This window comes from Plantactinospora sp. KLBMP9567 (assembly GCF_033446045.1).
GTDB lineage: Bacteria > Actinomycetota > Actinomycetes > Mycobacteriales > Micromonosporaceae > Plantactinospora.
The window spans coordinates 77,806-101,019 of sequence record NZ_JAWQRR010000033.1 but is presented as its reverse complement, the minus strand read 5'-3'; the positions used below and the strand labels follow the sequence as shown (position 1 = coordinate 101,019).

Annotated in this window: 19 protein-coding genes; 9 read left to right on the top strand and 10 right to left on the bottom strand. The window is 67.0% G+C overall.

The window, feature by feature from the left end; all coding sequences use genetic code 11:
* Positions 1 to 136: 136 nt before the first annotated feature.
* Positions 137 to 289 (top strand): hypothetical protein, encoded by a 153-nt coding sequence (locus R6Y94_RS24655; RefSeq protein WP_318398219.1) that lies wholly within the window; start codon positions 137 to 139, stop codon positions 287 to 289.
* Positions 286 to 519 (top strand): hypothetical protein, encoded by a 234-nt coding sequence (locus R6Y94_RS24650; protein ID WP_318398218.1) that lies wholly within the window; start codon positions 286 to 288, stop codon positions 517 to 519. The genes R6Y94_RS24655 and R6Y94_RS24650 overlap by 4 nt, the downstream gene beginning before the upstream one ends.
* On the opposite strand, the gene R6Y94_RS24645 is transcribed toward R6Y94_RS24650, so the two are convergent.
* Positions 510 to 1,415, bottom strand: a complete 906-nt coding sequence (locus tag R6Y94_RS24645) for an oxidoreductase (RefSeq protein ID WP_318398217.1) — start codon at positions 1,413 to 1,415, stop codon at positions 510 to 512. The genes R6Y94_RS24650 and R6Y94_RS24645 overlap by 10 nt on opposite strands.
* A gap of 133 nt (positions 1,416 to 1,548) precedes the next feature.
* On the opposite strand from R6Y94_RS24645, the gene R6Y94_RS24640 reads away from it, so the two are divergent.
* Positions 1,549 to 2,469, top strand: coding sequence for a helix-turn-helix transcriptional regulator (locus R6Y94_RS24640; RefSeq protein ID WP_318398216.1), 921 nt, complete (start codon positions 1,549 to 1,551; stop codon positions 2,467 to 2,469).
* 27 nt (positions 2,470 to 2,496) lie between these two features.
* Here the strand turns inward: R6Y94_RS24640 and R6Y94_RS24635 are convergent, their stop codons facing one another.
* The 7 genes from R6Y94_RS24635 to R6Y94_RS24605 all read right to left on the bottom strand — a co-directional run bounded on the left by R6Y94_RS24635 (position 2,497) and on the right by R6Y94_RS24605 (position 9,702).
* The gene (locus R6Y94_RS24635) at positions 2,497 to 2,823 is read right to left on the bottom strand and encodes a DUF1048 domain-containing protein (RefSeq protein ID WP_318398215.1); all 327 of its coding nucleotides are present in this window, start codon (positions 2,821 to 2,823) and stop codon (positions 2,497 to 2,499) included.
* A gap of 1 nt (position 2,824) precedes the next feature.
* Entirely contained in the window at positions 2,825 to 3,181 is a 357-nt protein-coding gene (locus tag R6Y94_RS24630) for a DUF1048 domain-containing protein (protein ID WP_318398214.1), read from the bottom strand.
* On the bottom strand, positions 3,178 to 3,504 hold the full coding sequence (locus R6Y94_RS24625; protein ID WP_318398213.1) for a PadR family transcriptional regulator: 327 nt from the start codon (positions 3,502 to 3,504) through the stop codon (positions 3,178 to 3,180). Before R6Y94_RS24625 ends, R6Y94_RS24630 begins: the two co-directional genes overlap by 4 nt.
* 519 nt (positions 3,505 to 4,023) lie before the next feature.
* Positions 4,024 to 4,785 carry an ABC transporter permease gene (locus R6Y94_RS24620; protein WP_318398212.1) on the bottom strand — a complete coding sequence of 254 codons (762 nt, stop codon included), beginning with the start codon at positions 4,783 to 4,785 and terminating at the stop codon, positions 4,024 to 4,026.
* A gap of 10 nt (positions 4,786 to 4,795) precedes the next feature.
* Positions 4,796 to 5,599, bottom strand: coding sequence for an ABC transporter ATP-binding protein (locus tag R6Y94_RS24615; protein ID WP_318398211.1), 804 nt, complete (start codon positions 5,597 to 5,599; stop codon positions 4,796 to 4,798).
* 657 nt (positions 5,600 to 6,256) lie between these two features.
* Positions 6,257 to 8,245: an ABC transporter permease subunit gene (locus R6Y94_RS24610; RefSeq protein WP_318398210.1), complete on the bottom strand. Its 1,989-nt coding sequence runs from the start codon at positions 8,243 to 8,245 to the stop codon at positions 6,257 to 6,259.
* 26 nt (positions 8,246 to 8,271) lie between these two features.
* Complete coding sequence (locus R6Y94_RS24605) at positions 8,272 to 9,702, bottom strand: extracellular solute-binding protein (RefSeq protein ID WP_318398209.1); 1,431 nt, start codon at positions 9,700 to 9,702, stop codon at positions 8,272 to 8,274.
* A gap of 1,019 nt (positions 9,703 to 10,721) precedes the next feature.
* Here R6Y94_RS24605 and R6Y94_RS24600 point away from each other — a divergent pair.
* Both R6Y94_RS24600 and R6Y94_RS24595 read left to right on the top strand, forming a co-directional pair.
* Positions 10,722 to 10,880, top strand: coding sequence for a hypothetical protein (locus tag R6Y94_RS24600; protein WP_318398208.1), 159 nt, complete (start codon positions 10,722 to 10,724; stop codon positions 10,878 to 10,880).
* A 92-nt stretch (positions 10,881 to 10,972) separates the two neighbouring features.
* The gene (locus R6Y94_RS24595) at positions 10,973 to 12,475 is read left to right on the top strand and encodes an endo-1,4-beta-xylanase (protein WP_318398207.1); all 1,503 of its coding nucleotides are present in this window, start codon (positions 10,973 to 10,975) and stop codon (positions 12,473 to 12,475) included.
* 166 nt (positions 12,476 to 12,641) lie between these two features.
* Here the strand turns inward: R6Y94_RS24595 and R6Y94_RS24590 are convergent, their stop codons facing one another.
* Together R6Y94_RS24590 and R6Y94_RS24585 are read right to left on the bottom strand one after the other, a co-directional pair.
* Positions 12,642 to 13,205 carry a class I SAM-dependent methyltransferase gene (locus R6Y94_RS24590; protein WP_318398206.1) on the bottom strand — a complete coding sequence of 188 codons (564 nt, stop codon included), beginning with the start codon at positions 13,203 to 13,205 and terminating at the stop codon, positions 12,642 to 12,644.
* Between the two features lie 161 nt (positions 13,206 to 13,366).
* Positions 13,367 to 14,380: a LacI family DNA-binding transcriptional regulator gene (locus tag R6Y94_RS24585; RefSeq protein ID WP_318398205.1), complete on the bottom strand. Its 1,014-nt coding sequence runs from the start codon at positions 14,378 to 14,380 to the stop codon at positions 13,367 to 13,369.
* Positions 14,381 to 15,160: 780 nt separating this feature from the next.
* On the opposite strand from R6Y94_RS24585, the gene R6Y94_RS24580 reads away from it, so the two are divergent.
* The 4 genes from R6Y94_RS24580 (at position 15,161) to R6Y94_RS24565 (ending at position 23,170) form a co-directional block, all read left to right on the top strand.
* On the top strand, positions 15,161 to 16,135 hold the full coding sequence (locus R6Y94_RS24580) for a glycoside hydrolase family 6 protein (protein ID WP_318398204.1): 975 nt from the start codon (positions 15,161 to 15,163) through the stop codon (positions 16,133 to 16,135).
* Between the two features lie 690 nt (positions 16,136 to 16,825).
* The gene (locus R6Y94_RS24575; RefSeq protein ID WP_318398203.1) at positions 16,826 to 18,388 is read left to right on the top strand and encodes a non-reducing end alpha-L-arabinofuranosidase family hydrolase; all 1,563 of its coding nucleotides are present in this window, start codon (positions 16,826 to 16,828) and stop codon (positions 18,386 to 18,388) included.
* Between the two features lie 275 nt (positions 18,389 to 18,663).
* Positions 18,664 to 21,471, top strand: a complete 2,808-nt coding sequence (locus R6Y94_RS24570) for a glycosyl hydrolase family 95 catalytic domain-containing protein (RefSeq protein ID WP_318398202.1) — start codon at positions 18,664 to 18,666, stop codon at positions 21,469 to 21,471.
* Between the two features lie 436 nt (positions 21,472 to 21,907).
* The gene (locus R6Y94_RS24565) at positions 21,908 to 23,170 is read left to right on the top strand and encodes an ABC transporter substrate-binding protein (RefSeq protein ID WP_318398201.1); all 1,263 of its coding nucleotides are present in this window, start codon (positions 21,908 to 21,910) and stop codon (positions 23,168 to 23,170) included.
* Positions 23,171 to 23,214: the final 44 nt, after the last annotated feature.

The window sequence follows — 23,214 nt, the reverse complement described above, 5'->3', positions numbered from 1 at the left end:
CTCCAGGAGTTGTCACGCACACCCGAGAAGCGTCCGCGCAACCACCCCCGGCCCGGCAGCGGCTCACGAAGGCGCTGCTGACGGTGCGCAGTTCGGTCAGGCGCAGCTCTTCTTCGGCAACCTCAACGAAGCCGTGGTGAAGGTCCCGGACCGGTTCGCCGAACACCGCGACCTGGCCGCCGCACCGGGGACGGCGGTACACCTGGCGGCAGTGCTCCGGCCCGGCAGCCCGGTGCTCTACTTCGTACCCAGTGGCCCCCTCACCGTCGCTGCGGCCCTCGGCGGATGAGTAGCAAGACCGACACCAGCAACATCGCTGGCCTCCACCGACCTCTCCGGCGAGCGATGGCGGCGGATCGCCCCGACCTGGGCTCTGCTCTGCGTACCCTCGGCCTGCCGCTGCTCGACGGCACCACCGCGCAGGTCGACGGGCTGACCGTGGCGGCCGTGCGAGAGTTGTCTCCGGCGGCGCTGGTCGAGACGCTGCGGATCGCCGATGACCGTCGGGCTCAGAGGTAGCTGACGCCGGTCAGTTCCTCGGCCGCAGCCCAGAGCCGCTTGCCGACGGCCGGATCGGCGGCCTCCCGGCTGAGCCGGGCCTCGGTGACCCGGCCCCGCGTCTCCCAGAGTCCGGACGGCCCGAAGAACTGGCCGCCCCGCACACCGGGCTCGGTCGCGGCGCGCAACTGCGGCAGCGCGCCCTGCTCCACCGACTGGGTGGCCAGCAGGCCGAGCCACGCGATCAGCGCCCCGAGCCGGCCACGGTGCTCCCAGGCACGCGGGGTCAGGTTGGTGCGGGTGAGACCGGGGTGGGCGAGCGCGCTGACGATCGGCGATCCGGCCGCGCGCAGGCGACGGTCCAGCTCGATGCCGAAGATCGTGGTGGCGAGCTTGGACCGGCCGTAGGCGGGAGCTGCTCGGTAGTCACGCTCGAACATCAAGTCGTCGAAGTCGAGGTGCGCGTTCTTGTGGGTGATCGAGCTGAGACCGACCACGCGGGCCTCCCGAGCTGCGGTCAGGTTGCCGAGCAGCAGGCCGGTCAGCGCGAAGTGGCCCAGCATGTTGGTGCCGAGTTGCAGCTCGAAGCCGTCGGCGGAGGTGCGGCGCGGGCCGAGCAGCACCACGCCGGCGTTGTTGACCAGTAGGTCGATCACCGGGTGGTCGGCGGCGAGCTTCGCGGCGAAGGCCCGCACGGAGGCAAGGGAGGCCAGGTCCAGCTCACGTACCTCGACGTCGCCGCCGATCCGCCGGGCGGCCTCCTCGCCGGCGGCGGTGTTGCGGACGGCGAGTACGACGTGGGCGCCGTGGTGGGCGAGCCTGGTGGCCGTGACCAGGCCGAGGCCCGAGTTCGCGCCGGTCACGACGGCGACCCGGCCGTACTGGTCGGGGATGCCGTCGGCGGTCCATCCGGTCATCTGCTGCTCCTGAAAGTGTCGGTGTGCGGTAGACCGACGACGCTAGGAGCAACGCGAGCCGGTTCGGTCGTCCTTGGTTACCTAGGTCTGCGGGACCTACCTCGGCTGCCCAGCGAGGGGGCACACTTGCGGCATGACCCATCCGTACGCTCGTGAGCTCGGTGATTTCCTGCGCGCCCGGCGCAGTCGGCTGCGTCCACACGACGTCGGCCTGGAGCCGGGCGGCCGGCGGAAGGTCACCGGGCTGCGACGCGAGGAGTTGGCCCTGCTGGCCGGGCTGAGCACCGACTACTACCAGCGGATGGAGCAGGGCCGGGAGGTACGCCCGTCCGACGACGTCCTAGACGCGCTCGCCGGCGCGCTCGGCCTCGACGACGAGGAACGCCGCCACCTGTTCACCCTGGCCCACGCCGCCCGCCGGCCGATGCCCGTCCGGATGGACCACGGTCCGGAACAGGCACCGGACAGCACGCGGCGGCTGCTGCGGGTGATGGAGACCCCGGCGGTCGTGCTCGGCCGGCACCTCGACCTGCTCGCCTGGAACCCGATGGCGGAGGCACTGCTCGGCGACCCGGACGCCTACCCGGCCGACCGGCTCAACATGCTCCTGCTGATGTTCGACGACACGCTGACCGGCGAGCGGGGCTGCCCGGACTGGGAGCGCCAAGCCCTGGACTACATCGGCATGATGCGCGCCGCCGTCGCCACCGACCCCACCCACCCCCGCGCCACCGCGATCGTCGGTGAGCTGAGCATCCGCAGCGCCGACTTCCGTCGGCTGTGGGCCCGGCACGACGTACGCGAGTCGGTCAGGGGCACCAAGACCTTCCGGGTCCCCGAGGTCGGCGACATCGTCCTGGACTGGGACACCTATCCGCTGCCCGGCAACCCCGGCCCGGTCATGCTGGTCTTCACCGCCGAGCCGGGCAGCGCCGACGCGGACCGACTGCTGCTCCTGGCCTCGATGCACGCGACCCGCTCGGCGCTCACCAACAAGCACTCCGGTGAGGAAAACACCTCCGTAGGGAAACTGTCGGCAAGGGAAATCCCATAACTGGCGGGTGTCTTGGGTCGACGGGTGCTACTTCTCGGCCGTGCCGGATTTCCCTTTGACGGACTCCTGATAGATGTCCGCGTAGGTGCGCGAGTCCTTGATTAGGTCATCGCAGAAGGCCGCGACGTCGTTGCCGATGAGCTGCAGGACTCCCTTGCCGGCCACGACGCCTTCCTCGAAGAAGTCGAGGATCCCCGAGAGCAGGGACCCGTCAGTCAGCCCGACCGGCCCGACCTTGAAGAAGTACCTCTGAATCTCCTTGTAGACGATCTGGTAATCCCGTGGGAGCGCCTTGACCCGCGCCATGTGCGCCCGCCACTGCTTCTTGCCCTCGATGATGTCCTGGATGCCCACGTCAGCCCCCTAGCCGGTCTAATTTCCTTGCGACATTCCGATTCAACTGCTGGCGCCACCGGTCGCGATAGCTCCGAGCCCCTTCCTCACCGGCCAGCGCCGCGCAGAATCCCTTGATGTCGTCACCCAGCACGTCGTGAATGCTCTGCCCATCGGCCGCTGCCTCTTCGAGCAGCCCCAGAGCGCCGTCGAGAATCGGCATCAGGTTTCGACCTGTGAAGTCCGAGTACGGAAAAAGGTGGCCCTTGATCTCTTCCCACGCCGCCCGGTAGTCGGCCGGCAATGCCTCGGCCCGGGCCTCGAACGCCTTCCATTCCCTGGTGAGATCGCTGCCCGTGATGGTCTCCCAGAAGTTCATCTCCCGCCCTCCTTGAGCTTGTCGATCCGTGTTGTGATGTACTCCCATTTCACCCAGAACGTCGCGAGTTCTTCGCGCCCCGCGTCGTTGAGCGCATAGAACTTGCGCGGCGGGCCCAGCCCGGACGGCCGTTTCGTCACTTGGACGAGCCCGTTCTTCTCCAGTCGCAGCAGGATGGCGTAAACCGTCCCCTCGACGACGTCCGCGAAGCCGAGTTCGTTCAGCCGACGCGTGATGGCGTAGCCGTAGGTCTCCTCGCTGCCGATGATTTCAAGCACGCAGCCCTCAAGCGTGCCCTTCAGCATCTCCGTCAGGTTGTCCATCCTGGGTCCTCTTCGGTCTCGCGGTACTCAGTACCGCCGAGTACCGCTATACGGTATCACAGAGTAGTGCACGAAGCCCAGCAAGCGCCAAGCGCGCGACACCTACCGCTCCCCGGTCGTCCTTGACGCCGTCGCCTGGCCCCGGCAATTGTCAGACCCGCCCCTCGTCCCACTCACTGCCGCAGGTGCCACAGTTGGAAGACCTTGTGCCGGCGTAGTAGGGTCCGCGCGGCCGGCCGTTGGAAGAGGAGGCGTGGCGCGGCTGCAACTGCGGCGCGATCCGGGCCAGCATCGCGGCGACGTGGACTGCCGTCACTGCAGGTGTGCGGTGTGTCCGTGGCAAGCGGGCGGCCACCGTCAGGCCGGGACGGCTCTGCGAGCCGACCAGGACGCCGCAGTGGCCGCCTTGGGGTTGACGTTCAGCGAGGAGCTGGGCCGTTCTGCAAGCGGCCGGGAGGGAGCCGGTCAGCGCAGCCTATCCGGGGGACCTGGCGCCCGGCCGGATCAATCACGGTGCTGTCAGGAGATTTGGCGGCGGTAGATGGCCATGGCGAAGACGTAGGTGACGATGAGGATGCCGACGCACCAGGCGAGGGCGGTCCAGATGTCGCTACCGACCGGCTGTTGTGTGAACAGGTCGCGAATCGTGTCGACGATGGCCGTCACCGGCTGGTGTTCGGCGAAGGCGCGTACCGGGCCGGGCATGGTGTCGGTGGGTACGAAGGCCGAGCTGATGAACGGCAGGAAGATGAGCGGGTAGGAGAAACCGCTCGCGCCGTCCACGCTCTTGGCGGTGAGGCCGGGGATGACGGCGAGCCAGGTCAGCGCGAGGGTGAACAGGATGAGGATGCCGGCGACGGCGAGCCAGGCCAGTACTCCCGCTCCGGAGCGGAAGCCCATGAGCAGGGCGACGCCGACGACGACCACGAGTGAGATCAGGTTGGCGACCAGCGAGGTCAGCACGTGCGCCCACAGCACGGACGACCGGGCGATCGGCATGGACTGGAAGCGCTCGAAGATGCCGCCCTTCATGTCCAGGAAGAGTCGGAACGCGGTGTAGGCGATGCCTGAGGCGATCGTGATGAGCAGGATGCCGGGCAGCAGGTAGTTCACGTACGAGTCCGACCCGGTGTCGATCGCACCGCCGAGCACGAAAACGAAGAGCAGCATCATGGCGATCGGCGTGATCGCGGTGGTGATGATGGTGTCGACGCTGCGGGTGACGTGTGTCAGGGATCGTCCCAGCAGGACGGTGGTGTCGCCAAAGAAGTGCTTGGTCATCGTTCTTCCTCTACTTGTCCGCGCCGACGCTGCGGGCGTTGGCGGCGCCGTCCTTGCCGGTACCGACGATGGCGAAGAAGACGTCCTCGAGGCTCGGCTGCTTCTCGACGTATTCGACCTTGGCCGGTGGGAGCAACTGCTTGAGTTCGGTGAGGGTGCCGTTCACGATGATCCGGCCCTCGTGGAGGATCGCGATCCGGTCGGCGAGTTGTTCGGCCTCGTCCAGATACTGCGTCGTGAGCAGCACCGTCGTGCCCTGGTAGGCGAGCTTTTTGACGGCCTGCCACACCTCGATGCGTGCCTGGGGGTCGAGTCCGGTTGTCGGCTCGTCGAGGAAGATGACCGGTGGATTTCCGATGAGGCTCATCGCGATGTCGAGCCGGCGGCGCATGCCTCCGGAGTACGTCGACACCTTCCGCGCACCCGCGTCGGTCAGCGAGAACCGCTCCAGCAGGTCATCCGCGATGATGCCCGGGTTCTTCAGGTGCCGCAGCCGGGCGACCAGCACCAGGTTCTCCCTCCCGGTGAGGATCTCGTCGACGGCCGCGAACTGCCCGGTGAGGCTGATGGACTCCCGCACCCGCGCCGCCTGGGTGGCGACATCGAAACCGTTGACGCTAGCCGCCCCCGCGTCCAACTTGAGCAGCGTGGACAGGATCCGCACCACGGTGGTCTTGCCCGCCCCGTTCGAGCCGAGCAGGGCGAAGATGCTGCCCCGCGCCACGTCGAAATCCACGCCTCGCAGCACGTGCAGCTGCTTGTACGACTTCTCCAGACCCTTCACGTGGATCGCCGGGACATGCTGTGCCGTCATCAGATTTCCTCTCTTCTCTTCCGGTTCCTTCTTCAGCGGCGCGGTCGATCGCTCTGGTCAGCCGTTCCCGCTCCCGGACGATCCACTGATCCCTGGGGCAGTTGCGGACGAACGTTTCGATGAAGTCGACGGGACGGACCCTTTTCCACATCGCCGAGGCGCTTCTGCTCGACCCTGACCAGCAGGGCGTGGACGCTGCCCTCGGCGATTTCGGGGAAGCCCTGCCCCCGCAGCCACGCCGATCTCGTCGCCATACCCGGGCGACATGGCCAGGACCGCGAGAACGATGCCCCTCCAACGCGCCCTTCAGCATCTCCGTCATCTGCCTGCCCATCGACCACCTACCGCACTACTCAGCAGCACTAGCTACCAGTAGATAGTAGCACTGACTACTGAGCGAGCAAGCCTTCATGTGACGGGCGGGGGTGACGGCCGCACCGAGCTGGCAGCTACCGAGCCGAGGTCCGCCACCTCACCGGCAGTGACCCCGACGACCCCACCCACGCTTCACCCTGCAAGCCGCCGGCCTCGGCCCCCTACGTGACTGGTCCGCCGAGCCGCAAGGCGCACCGGGCGTAGGCGTCCGCCGACGGAACCGCCAACGTGATCTGGTCCATGCGGGATTCATGTCGCTCGACGGCGTGCTGGATTCCCAGGTCAGCCCTTCACCGCGCCCGCGGTGAGCCCCTCGGTCAGGAAGCGCTGCCCGAAGGCGTACATGACCACCACGGGGATGCTGACGAGCAGCGACGCCGCGGCGAGCTGCCCCTGCGGCACGACGTCCCCGGTAATCATCGACTGCATTCCCACCGGGAGCGTCTTGTACTCGTCCTTCGTGATGAAAACGAAGGCGAAGAGGAACTCGTTCCAGGCATTGGTCAGGGTGAACAGCATGACCGCCAGCAGTCCCGGCTTGGCGAGCGGCAGCACCACCCGGCGGAACGCCTGGAGGCGGGTGCAGCCGTCGACCAGCGCGGCCTCCTCCAGCTCGACGGGGATCGACGAGAAGTACCCCGCCAGCAGCCAGGTGGCGAACGGAAGGGTGAAGGTCGGGTACGTCACCACCAGCGACCACAACGAGTCGGTGAGCCGCACCCCGATGAGCAGCTGGTACAGCGGGATGAACAGCAGCGCGCCCGGCATCACGTAGGTGATCAGCACCGTGACGGTGAAACCCTGCGCCCCGCGGAACCGCAGCCGGGCCAGCGCGTAGCCGGCCAGGACGGCGCAGAACAGCGCCACCACGGTGGACGCGGCGGACACCAGCACGGTGTTGAGGTACCAGCGGCCGAACGGCTGGTTGGTGAACAGTGCGCCGAACTGATCCAGCGTCCACGGCGTCGGCCACAGGTCGTGTTCCCGCATGACGACCTGCCCCTCGGACTTGAAGGCCGTCACGGCGATCCAGTACATCGGGCCGAGCACGAAGGCGAGCAGGCCGGTCAGCGCGACACCGGAACCCAGGCCCGACACGAGGGACGACGCACGGCGACCTCCCCGGGCCTGGAAAGCCGAGGCCACCCGACCGACCCCAGCCGCGATCAGCAGGATCACCCCGAGGACCACCGCCGCCTTCCAGAAGATCTGCGGCGACGCCCAGAGCAGCAGACCGGCGACCGCCGCGGTGACGACCCACGGCAGCGCCTTCCGCGCCGTCCCGGCCCACCGCGCCGTCCGGGTATACCGGGTTGGCCTGGTACCGGTGTCCTGGCGCAACAACCGGACCAGGACGAATACCAGCCCGCCGATGATCGGCAGCATGACGAGCGTGACCGCCGCCCCCGCGCCGTACTGTAGCTGCAGGATCGCCTTCGAATAGGCGACGAGCACGTACGGCGCGGTCACGTCGCCCGGGCCGCCCTGCGTCAGCAACCAGATGAGGTCGAAGTTGTTGAACGTCCAGATGGACGACAGGGTCACCGTCACGGTGATCACGTGGCGCAGTCCGGGCAGCGTCACGTGGACGAACCGCTGCCACGACGAGGCGCCGTCGATGGTCGCCGCCTCGTACTCCTCCGCCGGGATCGCCTTCAACCCCGCGAGGAAACAGACGGTGAAGAACGGCACGCCCTTCCACACGTTGACGAGGATCACGGAGGGCATGGCCAGCGAGGCGTCGGACAGCCAGCCCGCGGGCCAGCTGTCGACCAGATGCGCGGAGGCCAGCAGCGGCCCGATCCCGGAGGCGGTGAGCAGCGTGTTGACACTGCCGAAGATCGGGTCGAGCAGGGAGCGCCAGCTGAACGCCGTCACCACCGTCGGCACCACCCACGGCACCAGGAGCAGCCCGGTCAGCAGGGCCCGCCCACGACGCCGATGGTGCAGCAGCAGGGCCGCGGCCAGCCCCAGCACCACCTTGAACACCTCGGCGTAGGCGGTGAAGACGAAGGAGTTCACCACGCCCGTGTGGAACTGCTCGTCACCGGCAAGGGCGAGGTAGTTGCCCAGGCCGACGAACACACTGTCCGGGCCGTGTCGTTCCGTGGTGCTGGTGACGATCGACCGGGCGATCGGCACGAGCACGAGCACCCCGACCAGCACGGCCGTAGGCGCCAGAAACAGTGTCGCCAGCCGCCAGTCACGACCCAGCCGCCGCTGGGTCGCCGTGAGGGAGCCCGGCCCCGGCGGCGAGGATGCCCTCGTCACCGGGGCCGGCGCTGGACGAGCCGACCTCACTGCGGCAGCCCCTGCTGGGCGAAGATCCGCACCATTTTCGCGTGCGCGGCCGTCACGGCCTGGGCGGGCGCCGTTCCCTGGATGACCTGCTGCATCATGTCGGTGAGGACGTAGGCCGCTACGACGGCCTGCTGGCCGGCGCTGGCCTTCTGTGGGAAGGTCAGGCCGTTCTTGGTGGGCAGCGGCAGCGGCTGCTGGGACATGTTGCGCAGCATGGGAAACGCCGGGTCGCCGCTGGTGAAGAACGGGTCGGCGTCCCAGACCTTCTCCCAGGCGGGCATCGCCAGGCCGGGCGCCTCCTTGGCCACCCCGACCAGCGCCGGCGCACTGACCAGGTACTGCGCCAGCAGCTTGGCGAGCGCGGCGTTCTTGGCGCCCTTGAAGACGACGAAACCCTGGGACTGCCCGAACAGCAGGGACTTGTCGGTCGCCGGCCCGATGCAGTCGGAGAAGACGTGGGTGTTGCCGTAGACCGGGTTCTTCTTGGTCTTGGAGTCCGCGTAGACGCTGAAGCTGTTGCGGGTGTAGCCGGAGATCCCGGCGAGCCAGTTCTCGTTGTTGCTGGTGTCGGTCCAGCTGGCCACCCCCGGCGGCAGCATCGGCCTGTACTTGGAGTTGGTGTAGATGTCCCCCAGGAAGGTCACCGCCTGCACCGTCTCGGGCGAGTCGAACGTGACCTTCCGGCCGTCGTTGGAGGCGATCGCCCCGCCATAGGAGTTGATCAGTGCCTCGATCATGCCGTTGCCGTCACCGGACCGATTGACGGTCATGCCCCAGCCGAACCGGCGCTTGGTCGGATCCGAGATCGCCAGGCACAGGTCCCGCAGCTCCTCCCAGCTGTAGACGTCCTTGGGGGCGATGCCCTTGTCCTGCATCCAGTCCTTGCGCAGGAACGACCCGATCCCGATGAAGTGGTACGGGATCGCGAACCACTTGCCGTCGAAGACGCAGAAGTGCTTGGCCTCCGCGCAGGGCTCGCCGTACTTGGCCGTCAGCGCCTCGACGATGTCCGTCACCTCCTCCAGGTCGCCCAGCGCCTGGAACTGCGCGACGAACCGCGAGTCGGTCATGAACGCCAGGTCACGCGCCACGCCGCCCTTGACCTCTGCGTCGATCTTGGCCACCACATCACCGGCGTCGGCCTGGACCAGACTGTTCTCGATCTTCGTCCCGGTGGTGTCGGCGAATTTCTTGATCGAGCTGTCGAGCACTTCGTTCGCCGCCGTCGAGTACAGCTTCTGCGACAGCATCCCCATCGAAGAGCCCTTCAACGACGCCGCGGCGTCGAGCAACTCCTTCGGAACCTCCGCCTGCGCTCTCGGGGGCGACTCCGAGTCGCCCCCGCACGCGGCCAGACCGGCCGCGCCGAGCACCCCCACCCCCATCCCCAGAAAGCCGCGCCGGGACCACAACGGGTTGTCCTCCATGGCCACTCGTCTCCTTCCTATCCCCTCACCGCTGCACGCCGAAGGGGCCGGAAGGCCTGCCGCCTCCCCTGTTGACACCTGCGAACCGCTCACGAGGACAGATCGCCCGAACGGGGGGTCGCAGCCCGCCTCTGTCGCGCAGTCATCGGAAAGTTGCCCCGGTGCGCGGCGGCCTTTCCCCCGACTTGCCCCGAGACATGCGCGCCGCCGGCCGGAACATCGGCCTGCCCGGCGGTGCGCTCACCTTACACATTCCGGAAAGTCGCGCCTAGAGGGATGAAGCAAAATCTGGGCAGCAGTGCCATTGATTGCCGTCAACTACCTACGATCGAGGTCGGGGCACGGCCCATGGGCCGCGCCATTCAACGATGTCGCTCCGCATCGGGGCTCCGAGATCTACCGACGTGGACGTCTGCGTGGGTCGCTTTGCTGACGGCCCGGTCCTCGCGCTCCGTACCGTGCCGGCCGCGGCCAGCTGCCCGGCGACGCAGATCTGACCGGCCAGAGCCTCCAAAGTGGAGCAGCGTCCCGGTGGTCAGGGCCTCCCGTCCGCCGCGGCCGCGTGCCGAGCTACCTGATCAGAGGGAGTACGTGTCCAGCACGGCACTGCGCTACGCTGCGCTGCTGAAAGGTCGTGGCGAGACGCCGTTCCCGGCGGTCGGCGCGCCGACGGAAGAAGAACGCCAGCATCCCCGAGGCGGCCCGCCGCCGCGCCACCTCGGCGCACCACAGCGAAGTTGCGGGCTTACTGGGTCGCCCCTGCCCCGGTCGGGTGGGCGGTGACGCCGAGTAGATGGACCCGCCGGGTAGTCACCTCCATGACCACCAGCGCGTACCGGCCCCCAGTGCACAGCCGGTGCGACCAGTTCGGCGCAGTACACGGCGAGCAGCGTCTCCGTTTCCGGAAGATTTCCGGAAGGGTGTTGACATCATCGCGGATCCGTATCGATACTTGCTCATCGACAGGCGTCTACCCATGTAGCTCGGGTTGATCCCAGGACTCACCACATGGTTCGACCATGACAAGCAACCAGGGTCAGCCGCAGGCCAGCCACACCGGCGACAGCGCCGCGCCAACCGGGTTCAGCCTCGACGGCGCCGCCTGCCACTGGACCTTTTTCAACCTGGACCGCGCGGCGCTCACGCACCGTGTCCGCCGGACCGCACGGGGAGGTTGATAAGGGTTCACTGAACACCCCGCCGGTCCGGCACCTGCCGGGCTTCGGCATGAATGTCAATCACTTGATGCCGACCTGTAAGGAGATGCCTCGTGAGCAGCAACCCGAGCCAGCGTAAGAAACGAACGAGAATTGCTCTGCTGCCGGCGGCGGCACTACTTCTGGTCGGCGGCGCGGTGATCGTTCAGTCGAACACGCCGGCCGTCGCGGCCGAGACGACGCTGCGGGCCGCGGCCGCCAAGGCTGGCCTCTTCTTCGGCGTCGCCGCCTCACCCGGCCGGCTCAGCTCGATCGTCAACCAGGAATTCAACCAGCTCACCCCAGAGAACGACATGAAGCCGTCGACGATCGCCACGTCCAGCGGAGCCCTGCAGAACACCGGCAACGCGGACACGCTGGTGAACTACGCGCAGTCCAACAACATGTCGGTCCGCGGCCACACCATGGTGTGGCACTCGCAGGCAGGCTCGCTGCAGGGCGCCAGCCAGGCGACGCTGAACACCTTCATCGGCAACGCGTTGACCCGCTGGGGCAACAGGATCGCGTACTGGGACGTGGTCAACGAGCCGTTGGCCGACAACAACACCGGCACGCGCCGCACCCAGTGGCCGCACACCCTGAACCGGGACGCGAACGGTGACGGTGACTTCTTCGACGCGACCGACACCGACGTCATCCGGGACTCGTTCATCCGGGCCAAGCAGGTCGTGCAGCAGAACAACCTGAGCACCAAGCTCTGCATCAACGATTACGACATCGAGGGCCTGACGGTCCAGGGCGGCACCGTCAACCGCAAGGCCAACGCGATGTACGACATCGTCAGGACCTACCGGCAGTACATCGACTGCGTCGGCTTCCAGGCACACTTCAACGACAACCCGAACAGCATCATCACCGACGATCTGCAGGCCAACATTCAGCGGTTCGCCGACCTGGGCGTCGAGGTGCACATCACCGAACTCGACATCGACGACGACCTGAGCAACAACGACATCGGACAGGGCCAGGCGGACAACTACCGCAAGGTGGTCCGTGCCTGCCTGAACGTCGCCCAGTGCACCGGCATCACGGTCTGGGGCATCTCCGACAGTGAGTCGTGGCGCGCCTCCGAGCGCGGGCTGCTGTTCACCGGCAGCAACGGCAGCTACCAGCGGAAGGCCGCGTACACCGCCGTGCTCGACGAGTTGAACAAGGGTCGGAACGTCTCGCCGTCCACCCCGCCCACCTCGCCGTCCAGCCCGCCGGTGTCGCCCTCGGTCCCTCCGGTGTCACCGTCCGGGTCGCCCAGCTCGCCGCAGCCGCCCGCCGGCTGCACGGCGTCAATGTCGCTGAACTCGTGGAACGGTGGATTCGTCGCCACGGTCCGGGTCACCGCCGGCTCCGCGCCGATCAACGGCTGGTCCGTCGGGCTGACCCTGCCCAGCGGCGCCACCGTGTCGAACTCGTGGAACAGCACTGCCAGCGGCACCAGCGGCGCTGTGCGGTTCACCAACGTGAGCTACAACGGCCGGATCGCCGCCGGGCAGTCCGCCGAATTCGGGTTCCAGGGTACGGGGACCGCCACCGGGATCACCCCCACCTGTACCGCGTCCTGACCTGACCTGACCCGGTCCGGGACGGGTGTCGACTGCCCGTCCCGGACCGGCCGAACTTGTACCGCTGCGATCAGGCCGCTGCCGGTGCGAAGACCACGTTGAAGTGAACGAACCGGCAGCCTGTCGTCCGGGTCAACCTGGCGAATTCGGCAAATCTCGTGGCGGGTCAGTACGGGTGGAACTGCTCGAACGGCGGCTCGACCAAGGAGTCGGGAAGCCGGAGAGCGCGGCAGCGGGGCACCGCCTCGGCTCTGGGGTCGTCGCCGATGTTCCGCAGGGTTCCGCCGCTGAAGGCCTCGGGAATCGCCGTCCAGCCCAGGTTCTGCTCGTAGTACCGCACCGCGGTGCGCACCGAGGGTGTCCAATCGTCGTCCACCACGATCAGTCCGCCCGGCCGGACGATCTTGCGCAGGAAGTAGAGGTCCACGAAGACCTCGTGATAGCGGTGACTACCGTCCACGAACGCCGCGTCGGCGACGAGACCCTCGCTGACAAGTTCGGGGAGCGCGATGGAGGACCACGTACGCACGAGCCTGGCGATCGAGTCCAGTCCCGCAGCGTGCAGTAGATCCCAGCCGACGTTGGAGTACGCGTGGTCCTGAAAGGGATCGATGATGACGTGGCGGGGGCGCGGCGGGTCGACTGCGACCAGCGCCTCCCCGACTGCGAGGGCAGAACTGGCGTATGCAAGCCCGACCTCGACAACCGTCTCGACCTGCTCAGAGATCAACAGATCTCGAAGCAGATCACACTCCCGCTCCGGCATCGTGACCGTCTCGAAGTCACGCTCGTGAGGTCGCGTCCACGGCGGACCGTCCCGGGCAAGTCGGCGGCGTACCTCCCGAACTCGTGCCCCAAGCTTCGGTCCCGATGATGGATGCGGTAACCCGATCATGCGGAGCCGCGCAGCACCAATCTGGTAGGAAGGATAAGGGAGGCGGCTTCCCGGCCCGCGATCAAGTCGATGAGCACTCGGGTCATTTCCTTTCCGAGGGACTGAACCGATTGATGAACCGTGGTCAATGGCGGGTCGGTTCGTTCGGCTATTCCTAGATCGTCGAAGCCCACGACCGCTACGTCCGCCGGTACGGACCGACCGGCCTCGCTCAGCACGCGCAGGGCTCCGGCCGCCATGTTGTCGCTGGCAGCGAACACGGCATTAAGATCCGGGTGGTCGTCGAGCAGCGTTCTCATCGCCACGGCACCGCTGGCCTCGGTGAAGTCACCTTCCGCCATGCCGTACGGAGTCAGACCCGCCATGATCATCGCCTCACGATAACCGCGGTAGCGGGCTGCGCCGACCTCAGTGCTCATCTCGCCCGTAATGGCGACAATACGGGTTCGGCCGAGGCTGATGAGATGCTCGGTAGCCAGCCGCGCCCCACCGAGGTTGTCGGAGTCGACGTACCACTGCGGCTTGAAATGCAATGGCCGACCGCCGTACACGGCCGGCAGGCCGGCTCGGCGCACAATGTGGGTCAGCGGGTCGTCGCCGCGTAGCGCCATCAACATGATGCCGTCGACGCCCCGCGTGTTCAGCAGGTTCGTGAGCCGGGACCGGCCCCGACCGGAACTGGCCAGACACAACAGCAGGTGCAAGTCGGTGTCCTCCAGCGCCGAGGAGACACCGACAATGATCTGACCGAAGAACGGATCAGCGAACAACTCAGGATCGTCGTGGGAGATGGCGAGGGCGACGACTCCGGTCTGCTGGGTGGCCAGGGCACGAGCGGTGCGGTTGGGCAGGTACCCCAACTCCTTGATGGCCCTCTCGACGGCGTCGCGCGTGGCGCGACTGACGTGCGGCGCCTTGTTGAGGACCCGAGACGCGGCAGAGCGTGACACACCGGCGCGCGCGGCCACCTCGTCGAGCGTGGGCTGGCGCCGAGTTGTGCCTGTTTCCATCTTGATGCCGCGTCCTTCCTGCCTAACGTCGGGGACAGGCCGGCGACGGGGGACCCGGCGTGGCTCGATCGATGCCAACCCGGCTACCGACCGTGCTGACGTCGCCGGTAAATGGTATCGGCCTCCGACGACCAAGGTCGACACGGTCACGCCAGGTACGACCGCCAACAGGCGATGCGCCGCCAGGGCCATCGGCATCTTCGAGTAGCCGGAAGCTGGTAGATCCTTCCCGTAGCTCCTCGGCGCGCGATGGGCGCATGCACGAACGTTGGTCCGCGCTCGCGCGCCGTCGCACCGCCCGAGTCCGACACTGCCGGCGTGAACCAGTGCCACAGCCTGGAAGCGGTTCCAGTATCGCCGGCGCCAGGACCGTGCGGCAGACCCGGGGTCCGGCGAGCAACCTTGACTTTTGCTCGTCACATGCCCAACATGAGATTGACGTCACTGGATAGAAGCAGACTGGAAGCGCTTCCAGTCTGCCTCAAACCTCAGGTCCGTAGGAGTTCACGAGCGCCTCGACGCGGGACGTCACAGCGCACCGACCGCAACGCGGTGACCAGACAGCTGGAGGTCGATCCGTCAGCTTCGGGACCCGGACGTCCACTCAGAACCCTTCCCCGCGCCGGTTGCCTGACGGCGACGCGGTAGGCAGCGGACGAGGCGAGCGTGTTCTGACCACCGCGTCACCGTCGTTGGCGGTCCGAGGTTGGAGCAACCGCGGGTCCAGGCACTCAGCACCAGTTCATGTCGATGCACTTTCAACGCTCTAGGAGGCTCGCAATGAAACGACCCGCCCGGCCGCTGCTCGCGCTTGCAGCCGCGCTGGCAGTGGCGGTTCCGACGATCCTGTTCGGCTCGTCGGCCGCCTACGCCGATCCGATCAGCCAGACCAGCGGCTTCTACGTCAATCCCCAATCCAGCCCCGCGTCATGGGTCGCCGCCAACCCTGGCGACGGGCGCGCCAACGCGATCAGAACCGAGATCGCCCAAAAGCCGATGGCCTCCTGGTTCGGCAACTGGAGTGGCGACATCACCGCTGCGGTCGGCAACTACGTCGCGGCTGCGGACGCCGTCGACAAACTCCCCCTGCTCGTGGCCTACAACCTCCCTGGCAGAGACGCCTGCGGCGGACACTCCGGTGGTGGTGCCGGAAGTGTCGCCGCCTACGACGCATGGATCGCAGCCTTTGCCAGCGCGATCGGCAACCGGCCCGCTGTCGTGGTCCTCGAACCAGACTCACTGGGTGACTTCAACTGCATGACCCAGCCGCAGATCAACGACCGCGTCGGCATGCTCGCCCGCGCCGCCAACCAGTTCCGATCCAACGCGCCCAACACATGGGCCTACCTCGACGCCGGCAATCCTGGCTGGGTCGACGCTCGGACGATGGCGCAACGCCTCAACATGGCCGGCGTCGCCAACGCCCACGGCTTCGCCCTCAACGTATCCAACTACTTCACCACCGGCGAGAACACCAACTACGGCAACGCGGTTGCCTCCACGCTGCGTAACGACTTCGGATACACCAAGCCCTACGTGATCGACACCAGCCGCAACGGCAACGGCTCCAACGGTGAGTGGTGCAACCCGGCCGGCCGCAGGATCGGCACACCGACCCAGACCGGAGGCGGTGCCGAGATGCTGCTGTGGCTCAAGACACCGGGAGAGTCCGACGGCAATTGCGGGGTCGGAGCCGGATCCACCGCCGGTCAATTCCTACCGGAGGTGGCATATAAGATGATCTTCGGGTATTGAGCTGGGCGATGCACGACGATCACTGGACAAGCCGGTTCGCCCGGGCGCTCGCGCTGGCGCACGTACCGGCGCTGGGGCCGGTGGTGGCCGGGTTCGCCCGGGTACTGCACCGAGATCGGGCTGCCGGCGCGATCGCGTTGCCCGAACCTGGATCACCCGGTGTGGCGCACCGCGTGCAGCGTCGCGACTGCGCTGCACCGGCGTCGATAACAGAATTTCGCTGTTAGATTCATTGGGCATCCGATCCGATTCTCTTCGACGAAAAGTGTTATCTGTCGCCGCTGTACGCGTCGGGTTGTCCCAGGTGCGTCCCCATCGGTCGCTCCGGCGCCCATACGGGTTCACACATTGATGCCCGCCCCTTGAATACCTCGAAATGTTCTGGCAATATGCCGTACATCCGCCTGAGCGGCTTCCCCGTGTCTCACTTGATGCCCGTGAGGCGATGCGGCCGGTCATGTTAGCGGTAACACCTTCGGTTCCGTACCCCCGGGAGGACAGATCAGAGCATTAGCGCGTTGGGGACGACATGGCCGGGCAATCCATCCGTCCACGCCGTCGCGCCGGAGTGCCGGACGGCGTCGCCGGCCACTCCCGCGCTTCTACTGTGTCGTCCCGGGAAGCGCGGATCGCCACCACTCCACGCGTGGCGCACGGCGCCTCGGGTGGTTCGGGCAAAGGAGAAAGACTATGGATGCAGTGGCGCAGGCGCCACCAGTCACGCCGGCTTCAGGACCGGCCCGCCAGAATTCGGCCCGCATCCCGCGACGTCGCGGGCGGTACGCGCTCGTCGTCACCGTGGTGGTCGCCCTCGTCGCTACCGCTGCGGTCGCGTTCGGTCCGGCACCGGCGTCGGCGGCGACGGTCGACACGAGCGCGTGGTACGTGTTGGTCAACCGCAACAGTGGCAAGGCGTTGGACGTGTACAACCTGGCCACGAATGACGGTGCGCGGATCGTGCAGTGGGCGCGGAACAACGGCAACCAGCAGCAGTGGCAGTTCGTCGACTCGGGCGGCGGCTACTACCGGCTGCGGTCACGACTGTCCGGCAAGGTGTTGGACGTCTACAACTTCTCCACCGCCAACGGTGCCAGCATCGTGCAGTGGGCCGACGGCAACGGAACCAACCAGCAGTTCCGGTTGGCCGACTCCGACGGCGGCTACATCCGGCTGATCAACCGGAACAGCAACAAGGTGGTAGAGGTACAAGGCGCCTCGACCACCGACGGCGGAAACATCGTCCAGTACGACGACTGGAACGGCAACAACCAGCAGTGGCAACTCGTCCGCGTCGACAGCGGCACCACCCCGACCACACCACCAACGACACCGCCACCGACCGGTACCTGCGATCTCCCCTCCACGTACCGCTGGACATCGACCGGCCCGCTGGCGCAACCAAGGTCGGGATGGGTCTCACTGAAAGACTTCACCCACGCCCCCTACAACGGCAGGCACCTCGTCTACGCCACGACACACGACACCGGAACAACCTGGGGCTCGATGAACTTCGGCCTCTTCACAAACTGGTCCGACATGGGCTCAGCCAGCCAGAACGCGATGTCGTCGTCCACCGTCGCACCGACACTCCTCTACTTCGCCCCACGCAACACCTGGATACTCGCCTACCAATGGGGCGGACCCGCCTTCTCCTACCGCACCTCAAGCGACCCCACCAACCCGAACGGATGGTCATCACCACAGACGCTCTTCTCCGGAACCATCTCCGGCTCCGGCACCGGACCCATCGACCAGACACTCATCGGCGACAACACGAACATGTACCTCTTCTTCGCCGGAGACAACGGCAGAATCTACCGGGCCAGCATGCCCATCGGCAATTTCCCGGGCAGCTTCGGCTCAAACTACACAACAATCATGACCGACTCGACGAACAACCTGTTCGAAGGGGTCCAGGTCTACAAACTCCACGGCCAGAACCGATACCTCATGCTCGTCGAAGCCATCGGCGCACAAGGCCGCTACTTCCGCTCGTTCACAGCCACCAACCTCGCCGGCTCCTGGACCCCACAAGCCACAACCGAGAACAACCCCTTCGCCGGCAAAGCCAACAGCGGCGCCACCTGGACCAACGACATCAGCCACGGCGAACTGATCCGCAACAACGCCGACCAGACCATGACCATCGACCCATGCAACCTCCAACTGCTCTACCAGGGACGCTCCCCCAACTCCGGCGGCGACTACGGCCTCCTACCCTACCGACCAGGCCTACTGACACTGCAACGCTAACCCCATGACACAAGCCCAACTCCGACGTCCCTAACACATCCACACAACGACACACACCAAATCAGATGAGCGATGTCAACGCTCGCAACCAGGACCGGACGACACAAGAGCGGGCGGGCTCGGCCCAATGCCGAGCCCGCCCAGTGGATCCACGCTTCGCCAGCGTCGGGTTCGGCCGCACCGTGGCCCGGGTCGCGAACTGGGGCGGCACATCGACCCTGCCCTCTGACCCGCACCAGCCCTCTAGTCAACGCACCCTGTCGGGAGAGTTCGTGATGTCTGAAGTGACACGTAGGAAACTTCTCACGGTCGGGGCGGCCGGGGCGGGAGTCGCAATGCTGCCGGCGGGGTGGACCGCCGTCGCCCGAGCCAAGTCGGCGGCACCGCCGCAGGTGCTGGCCGCCAACGACCTGGCGCTCTGGTACGACGAGCCCGCCGGCACCGACTGGCTGCGGGCGTTGCCGATCGGTAACGGCCGACTCGGTGCCATGGTGTTCGGGAACGTCGATGCCGAACGGTTGCAACTCAACGAGGACACCGTCTGGGCCGGTGGACCGTACGACTCGGCCAACCCCCGGGGGGCGGCGTCGCTGGCGGAGATCCGGCGACTGGTCTTCGCGGACCAGTGGGGCCAGGCGCAGACGCTGGTCGACCAGGCAATGCTCGGCCGACCCGCGGGGCAACTGGCATATCAGCCCGTCGGCAACCTCCGCCTCGGCTTCACCTCCGGCACGGTGTCGCAGTACAACCGGACACTCGACCTCACCACCGCCACAGTTTCGGTGACGTACGTGCTGAACGGCGTGCGGTACCAGCGTGAGGTGTTCGCCAGCGCACCGGACCAGGTGATCGTGATCCGCCTGACCGCCGACCGCGCGAACTCGATCACCTTCAGCGCAACGTTCGACAGCCCACAACGTACGACAGTTTCCAGCCCGGACGCCACGACGATCGCCATCGACGGCATCTCCGGAAACATGGAGGGCATCAACGGATCCGTCCGCTTCCTCGCCCTGGCCACCGCCACCGCCAGCGGTGGCACGGTCAGCAGTTCCGGCGGAACGCTGCGGGTGTCCGGTGCTACCGGTGTCACGCTGCTTGTCTCGATCGGCTCCAGCTACGTCGACCACCGCACCGTCAACGGCGACTACCAGGGCATTGCGCGCACCCGCCTCGGCGCCGCCCGAAACGTCAGCATCGACCAACTGCGTAGCCGGCACCTTGCCGACTACCGGTCGCTCTTCGACCGGGTCACGATCAACCTGGGCCGAACGTCGGCGGCCGATCAGCCGACCGACGTGCGAATCGCGCAACACGCCGGCGTGAACGACCCACAGTTCTCCGCGCTGCTGTTCCAGTTCGGTCGCTACCTGCTGATCTCCTCCTCGCGGCCAGGCACCCAGCCGGCCAACCTTCAGGGCATCTGGAACGATCAGATGGCGCCGCCCTGGGACTCGAAATACACGATCAACGCCAACCTGCCGATGAACTACTGGCCCGCCGACACGACCAATCTCGCCGAGTGTCTCCTGCCGGTCTTCGACATGGTGCGGGAGCTGGCTGTCACCGGTGCCCGCACCGCCCAGGTGCAGTACGGCGCCGGCGGATGGGTCGCGCACCACAACACCGACGGCTGGCGGGGCTCGTCGGTCGTGGACGGCGCGCTGTGGGGCATGTGGCAGACCGGCGGCGCGTGGCTGGCCACGCTGATCTGGGAGCACTACCTCTTCACCGGCGACGTCGAGTTCCTCCGGTCCAACTATCCGGCCATGAAGGGTGCCGCCCAGTTCTTCCTCGACACCCTCGTCACGCATCCGACGCTCGGCTACCTCGTGACCAACCCGTCGAACTCTCCGGAGCTTCCGCACCACGCCAACGTCAGCGTGTGTGCGGGCCCCACCATGGACAGTCAGATCCTCCGCGACCTGTTCGAGGGCTGCGCCCGGGCCAGCGAGGTGCTCAACGTGGACAGCACCTTCCGGGGCCAGGTCCGGTCGGCGAAGGATCGTCTGCCACCCATGCGCGTCGGCTCCCGCGGCAACGTCCAGGAATGGCTGGCCGACTGGATCGAGACCGAGCAGTACCACCGGCACATCTCCCACCTCTACGGCTTGCACCCGAGCAACCAGATCACCAGGCGTGGCACCCCGCAGCTGTACGAGGCCGCGCGCCGCACGCTGGAGCTGCGCGGCGACGACGGGACCGGCTGGTCACTCGCGTGGAAGATCAACTACTGGGCCCGGATGGAGGAGAGCGCACGCGCGCACAAGCTCATCCGCGACCTCGTCCGAACCGACCGACTCGCGCCGAACATGTTTGACCTGCACCCGCCGTTCCAGATCGACGGCAATTTCGGCGCCACCTCCGGCATCGCCGAAATGCTGTTGCAGAGCCACAACGGCGAACTCCACCTACTGCCCGCGCTGCCGACTGCCTGGCCCACCGGCCAGGTGTCGGGTCTGCGAGGGCGCGGCGGATACACCGTCTCCATCGCATGGGCCAGCGGGCAGGCCGATGAGTTCCTCATCAGGGCCGACCGCGACGGCACCGTCAAGTTGCGCGCCCGGCTGTTCACCGGCGGCTTCACCGTTGCCGACGTCACCGACGGCAGCACGCCCACCACCACGCAACCCGAGTCCGACGCCGTCCAGCTCGGCGTCCGGGCCGGCCACAGTTATCGACTGGCACGGCCAGCGGTACAGCCATCGCCGACCCTCAGCCCCACGGCACCGACGAGCCCGGTCGCCCCGACGTCGAGCGCTACCAGTTCACCCGCGCCTTCCTCGGCCCGAGCAGTCTACGCGGTGACCAACTCCTGGCCAGGCGGCTTCCAGGGCGAGGTGACGATAACCGCCGGACCGTCGCCGATCCGCGGTTGGACCGTCTCCTGGGCGTTCCGCGACGGACAGGTGGTCAGCCAGGTGTGGAGCGGCTCGTACACGCAGAGCGGAGCGGACGTGAGCGTGATCAACGGTGCCTACAACGGCGTTCTCTCCGCCGGCGGCTCCACCACCTTCGGGTTCATCGCCTCGGCGAGCGCTGTCAACGAGCCGCCCACGAACATCACCTGTACGGCGACCTGAGCCGGTGCGGTGTGTGCCTCCTCCTCGACCACTCCCCCTCCATGGGCGCGGAGGCGCGCCCGTGCTGGCCGGTGACGACGACGGCCCCACGGCGGACACGCCGAGGCCGCCGGGGCCACAACGACGTCGGCACCGACCAGGGCGGAGTCGACCATTGAAGTCGCAGCTCACGGCCGGAATCCAGCCTCCCCGCCGAGAGGTCGTTGACGAGGACCGTGAGGATGAGTATCCTCATACGTCATATGATAGAGATCGATATCAGTCGATCGATATCTCGATTCGGCTTCGCCGCGAAGGCCATGCCGATGGGGCCGTGGCTGGCGACCCAGGTCGCAGGTGGGCAAAGCCAGCACCTCCGCCGCGGTGTGCCAGCCGATATCTGATGCCCAATGACTCATCGCGGTCACTCCGGACCGCACACCCTATGGAGGGCCGCGTGAAGCGCGTCATCACCACCGCAGCCGTCTTCGCCGCAGCCGTGCTCCTGGTATCCGGCTGTTCGGCAGGATCGGGCGGCGACTCCGACTCGTCCGGTTTCGAGTTCTGGTCGTTCACCGGGATCAACCAGAAGGCCGACGTCGAGGCCTACACGAAGGCACATCCGGACACACACGTCAAGCTGACCGAGGTGGGCAGCACGACCGAGACGGCCCAGGCACTCACCGCGGCACTGGCCGGTGGCAAGGTGCCCGACCTCGTACTGATCCAGGGTGACGACCTGCCGAAGTTCATGCAGTCTCCGGAGAACTTCGTGGACCTGTCCACGCTCGGCGCCGACAAGATGAAGGGCGACTACCTCGACTGGGTGATGAAGCAGTCGACGACCGGGGACGGCGAAATCGTGGGGATACCGACGGATGTCGGCGGCATGGCGATCGCGTACCGCACGGACCTGTTCAAGGCCGCCGGTCTGCCCACCGACCGGGACCAGGTGTCGAAGCTGTGGCCGACCTGGGACGCGTTCGCGGAGGTCGGCAAGCAGTACGTCCAGGCGACCGGCAAGCCGTTCCTGGACAACACGCCGACGAGCATCTTCTTCCAGGCGGTCAACCAGGGCACAGAGCGCTACTACGACGCGGACCACAAGCTGTCGTACGACAGGAACCCACAGGTCAAGGCCGCATTCGATCTGACGCTGAAAATCTTCGCGACGGGCATCTCCGGCAAGCAGACCTCGTTCTCGACCGGGTGGACCGCGGCCATGAGCAAGGGCGACTTCGCGGTCGTCTCTGCGCCGGCGTGGATGCTCGGCTCCATCCGTACCAACGCACCGGATACCGCCGGCAAGTGGGATATCGCCACCATTCCCGGCGGCTCGGGCAACTGGGGTGGCAGCTACCTGGCCATCCCCAAGCGCGCGAAGAACCCGAAGGCGGCCTGGAACTACATCGCCGAGATGCAGTCGCCGGCCGGCCAACTGGCGAACTTCCTGTCGAAGGGGAACTTGCCGACGACACCGTCGGTCTACACGGATCCGCAGCTCGTCGGAAGGGCCGAGCCGTTCTTCTCCAACGCACCGATCGGCAAGATCTACACCCAGTCCGTTCTTAACATCAAACCCTTCTACATCGGTCCCGACGACGCCACCATCGGCAGCGAGCTGCTCAACACCCTCACCAGCGTCGAGCAGGGCAAGGTCGATCCCGCCAACGCGTGGGACACCGCGCTGACCAACGTCAAGAACGCCCTTCGGGGCTGAACGGACGACTGATGCGCGGCGGGCGGTGCGGATCCGACCGCCGC

What these genes read in the sequence shown, in the direction of transcription:
- R6Y94_RS24650 (WP_318398218.1), top strand. Translation starts at nt 286, where the DNA reads ATGAGTAGCAAGACCGACACCAGCAACATCGCTGGCCTCCACCGACCT.
- R6Y94_RS24645 (WP_318398217.1), bottom strand. Translation starts at nt 1,415, where the DNA reads ATGACCGGATGGACCGCCGACGGCATCCCCGACCAGTACGGCCGGGTC.
- R6Y94_RS24640 (WP_318398216.1), top strand. Translation starts at nt 1,549, where the DNA reads ATGACCCATCCGTACGCTCGTGAGCTCGGTGATTTCCTGCGCGCCCGG.
- R6Y94_RS24630 (WP_318398214.1), bottom strand. Translation starts at nt 3,181, where the DNA reads ATGAACTTCTGGGAGACCATCACGGGCAGCGATCTCACCAGGGAATGG.
- R6Y94_RS24625 (WP_318398213.1), bottom strand. Translation starts at nt 3,504, where the DNA reads ATGGACAACCTGACGGAGATGCTGAAGGGCACGCTTGAGGGCTGCGTG.
- R6Y94_RS24620 (WP_318398212.1), bottom strand. Translation starts at nt 4,785, where the DNA reads ATGACCAAGCACTTCTTTGGCGACACCACCGTCCTGCTGGGACGATCC.
- R6Y94_RS24615 (WP_318398211.1), bottom strand. Translation starts at nt 5,599, where the DNA reads ATGACGGCACAGCATGTCCCGGCGATCCACGTGAAGGGTCTGGAGAAG.
- R6Y94_RS24605 (WP_318398209.1), bottom strand. Translation starts at nt 9,702, where the DNA reads ATGGAGGACAACCCGTTGTGGTCCCGGCGCGGCTTTCTGGGGATGGGG.
- R6Y94_RS24600 (WP_318398208.1), top strand. Translation starts at nt 10,722, where the DNA reads ATGACAAGCAACCAGGGTCAGCCGCAGGCCAGCCACACCGGCGACAGC.
- R6Y94_RS24585 (WP_318398205.1), bottom strand. Translation starts at nt 14,380, where the DNA reads ATGGAAACAGGCACAACTCGGCGCCAGCCCACGCTCGACGAGGTGGCC.
- R6Y94_RS24580 (WP_318398204.1), top strand. Translation starts at nt 15,161, where the DNA reads ATGAAACGACCCGCCCGGCCGCTGCTCGCGCTTGCAGCCGCGCTGGCA.
- R6Y94_RS24575 (WP_318398203.1), top strand. Translation starts at nt 16,826, where the DNA reads ATGGATGCAGTGGCGCAGGCGCCACCAGTCACGCCGGCTTCAGGACCG.
- R6Y94_RS24570 (WP_318398202.1), top strand. Translation starts at nt 18,664, where the DNA reads ATGTCTGAAGTGACACGTAGGAAACTTCTCACGGTCGGGGCGGCCGGG.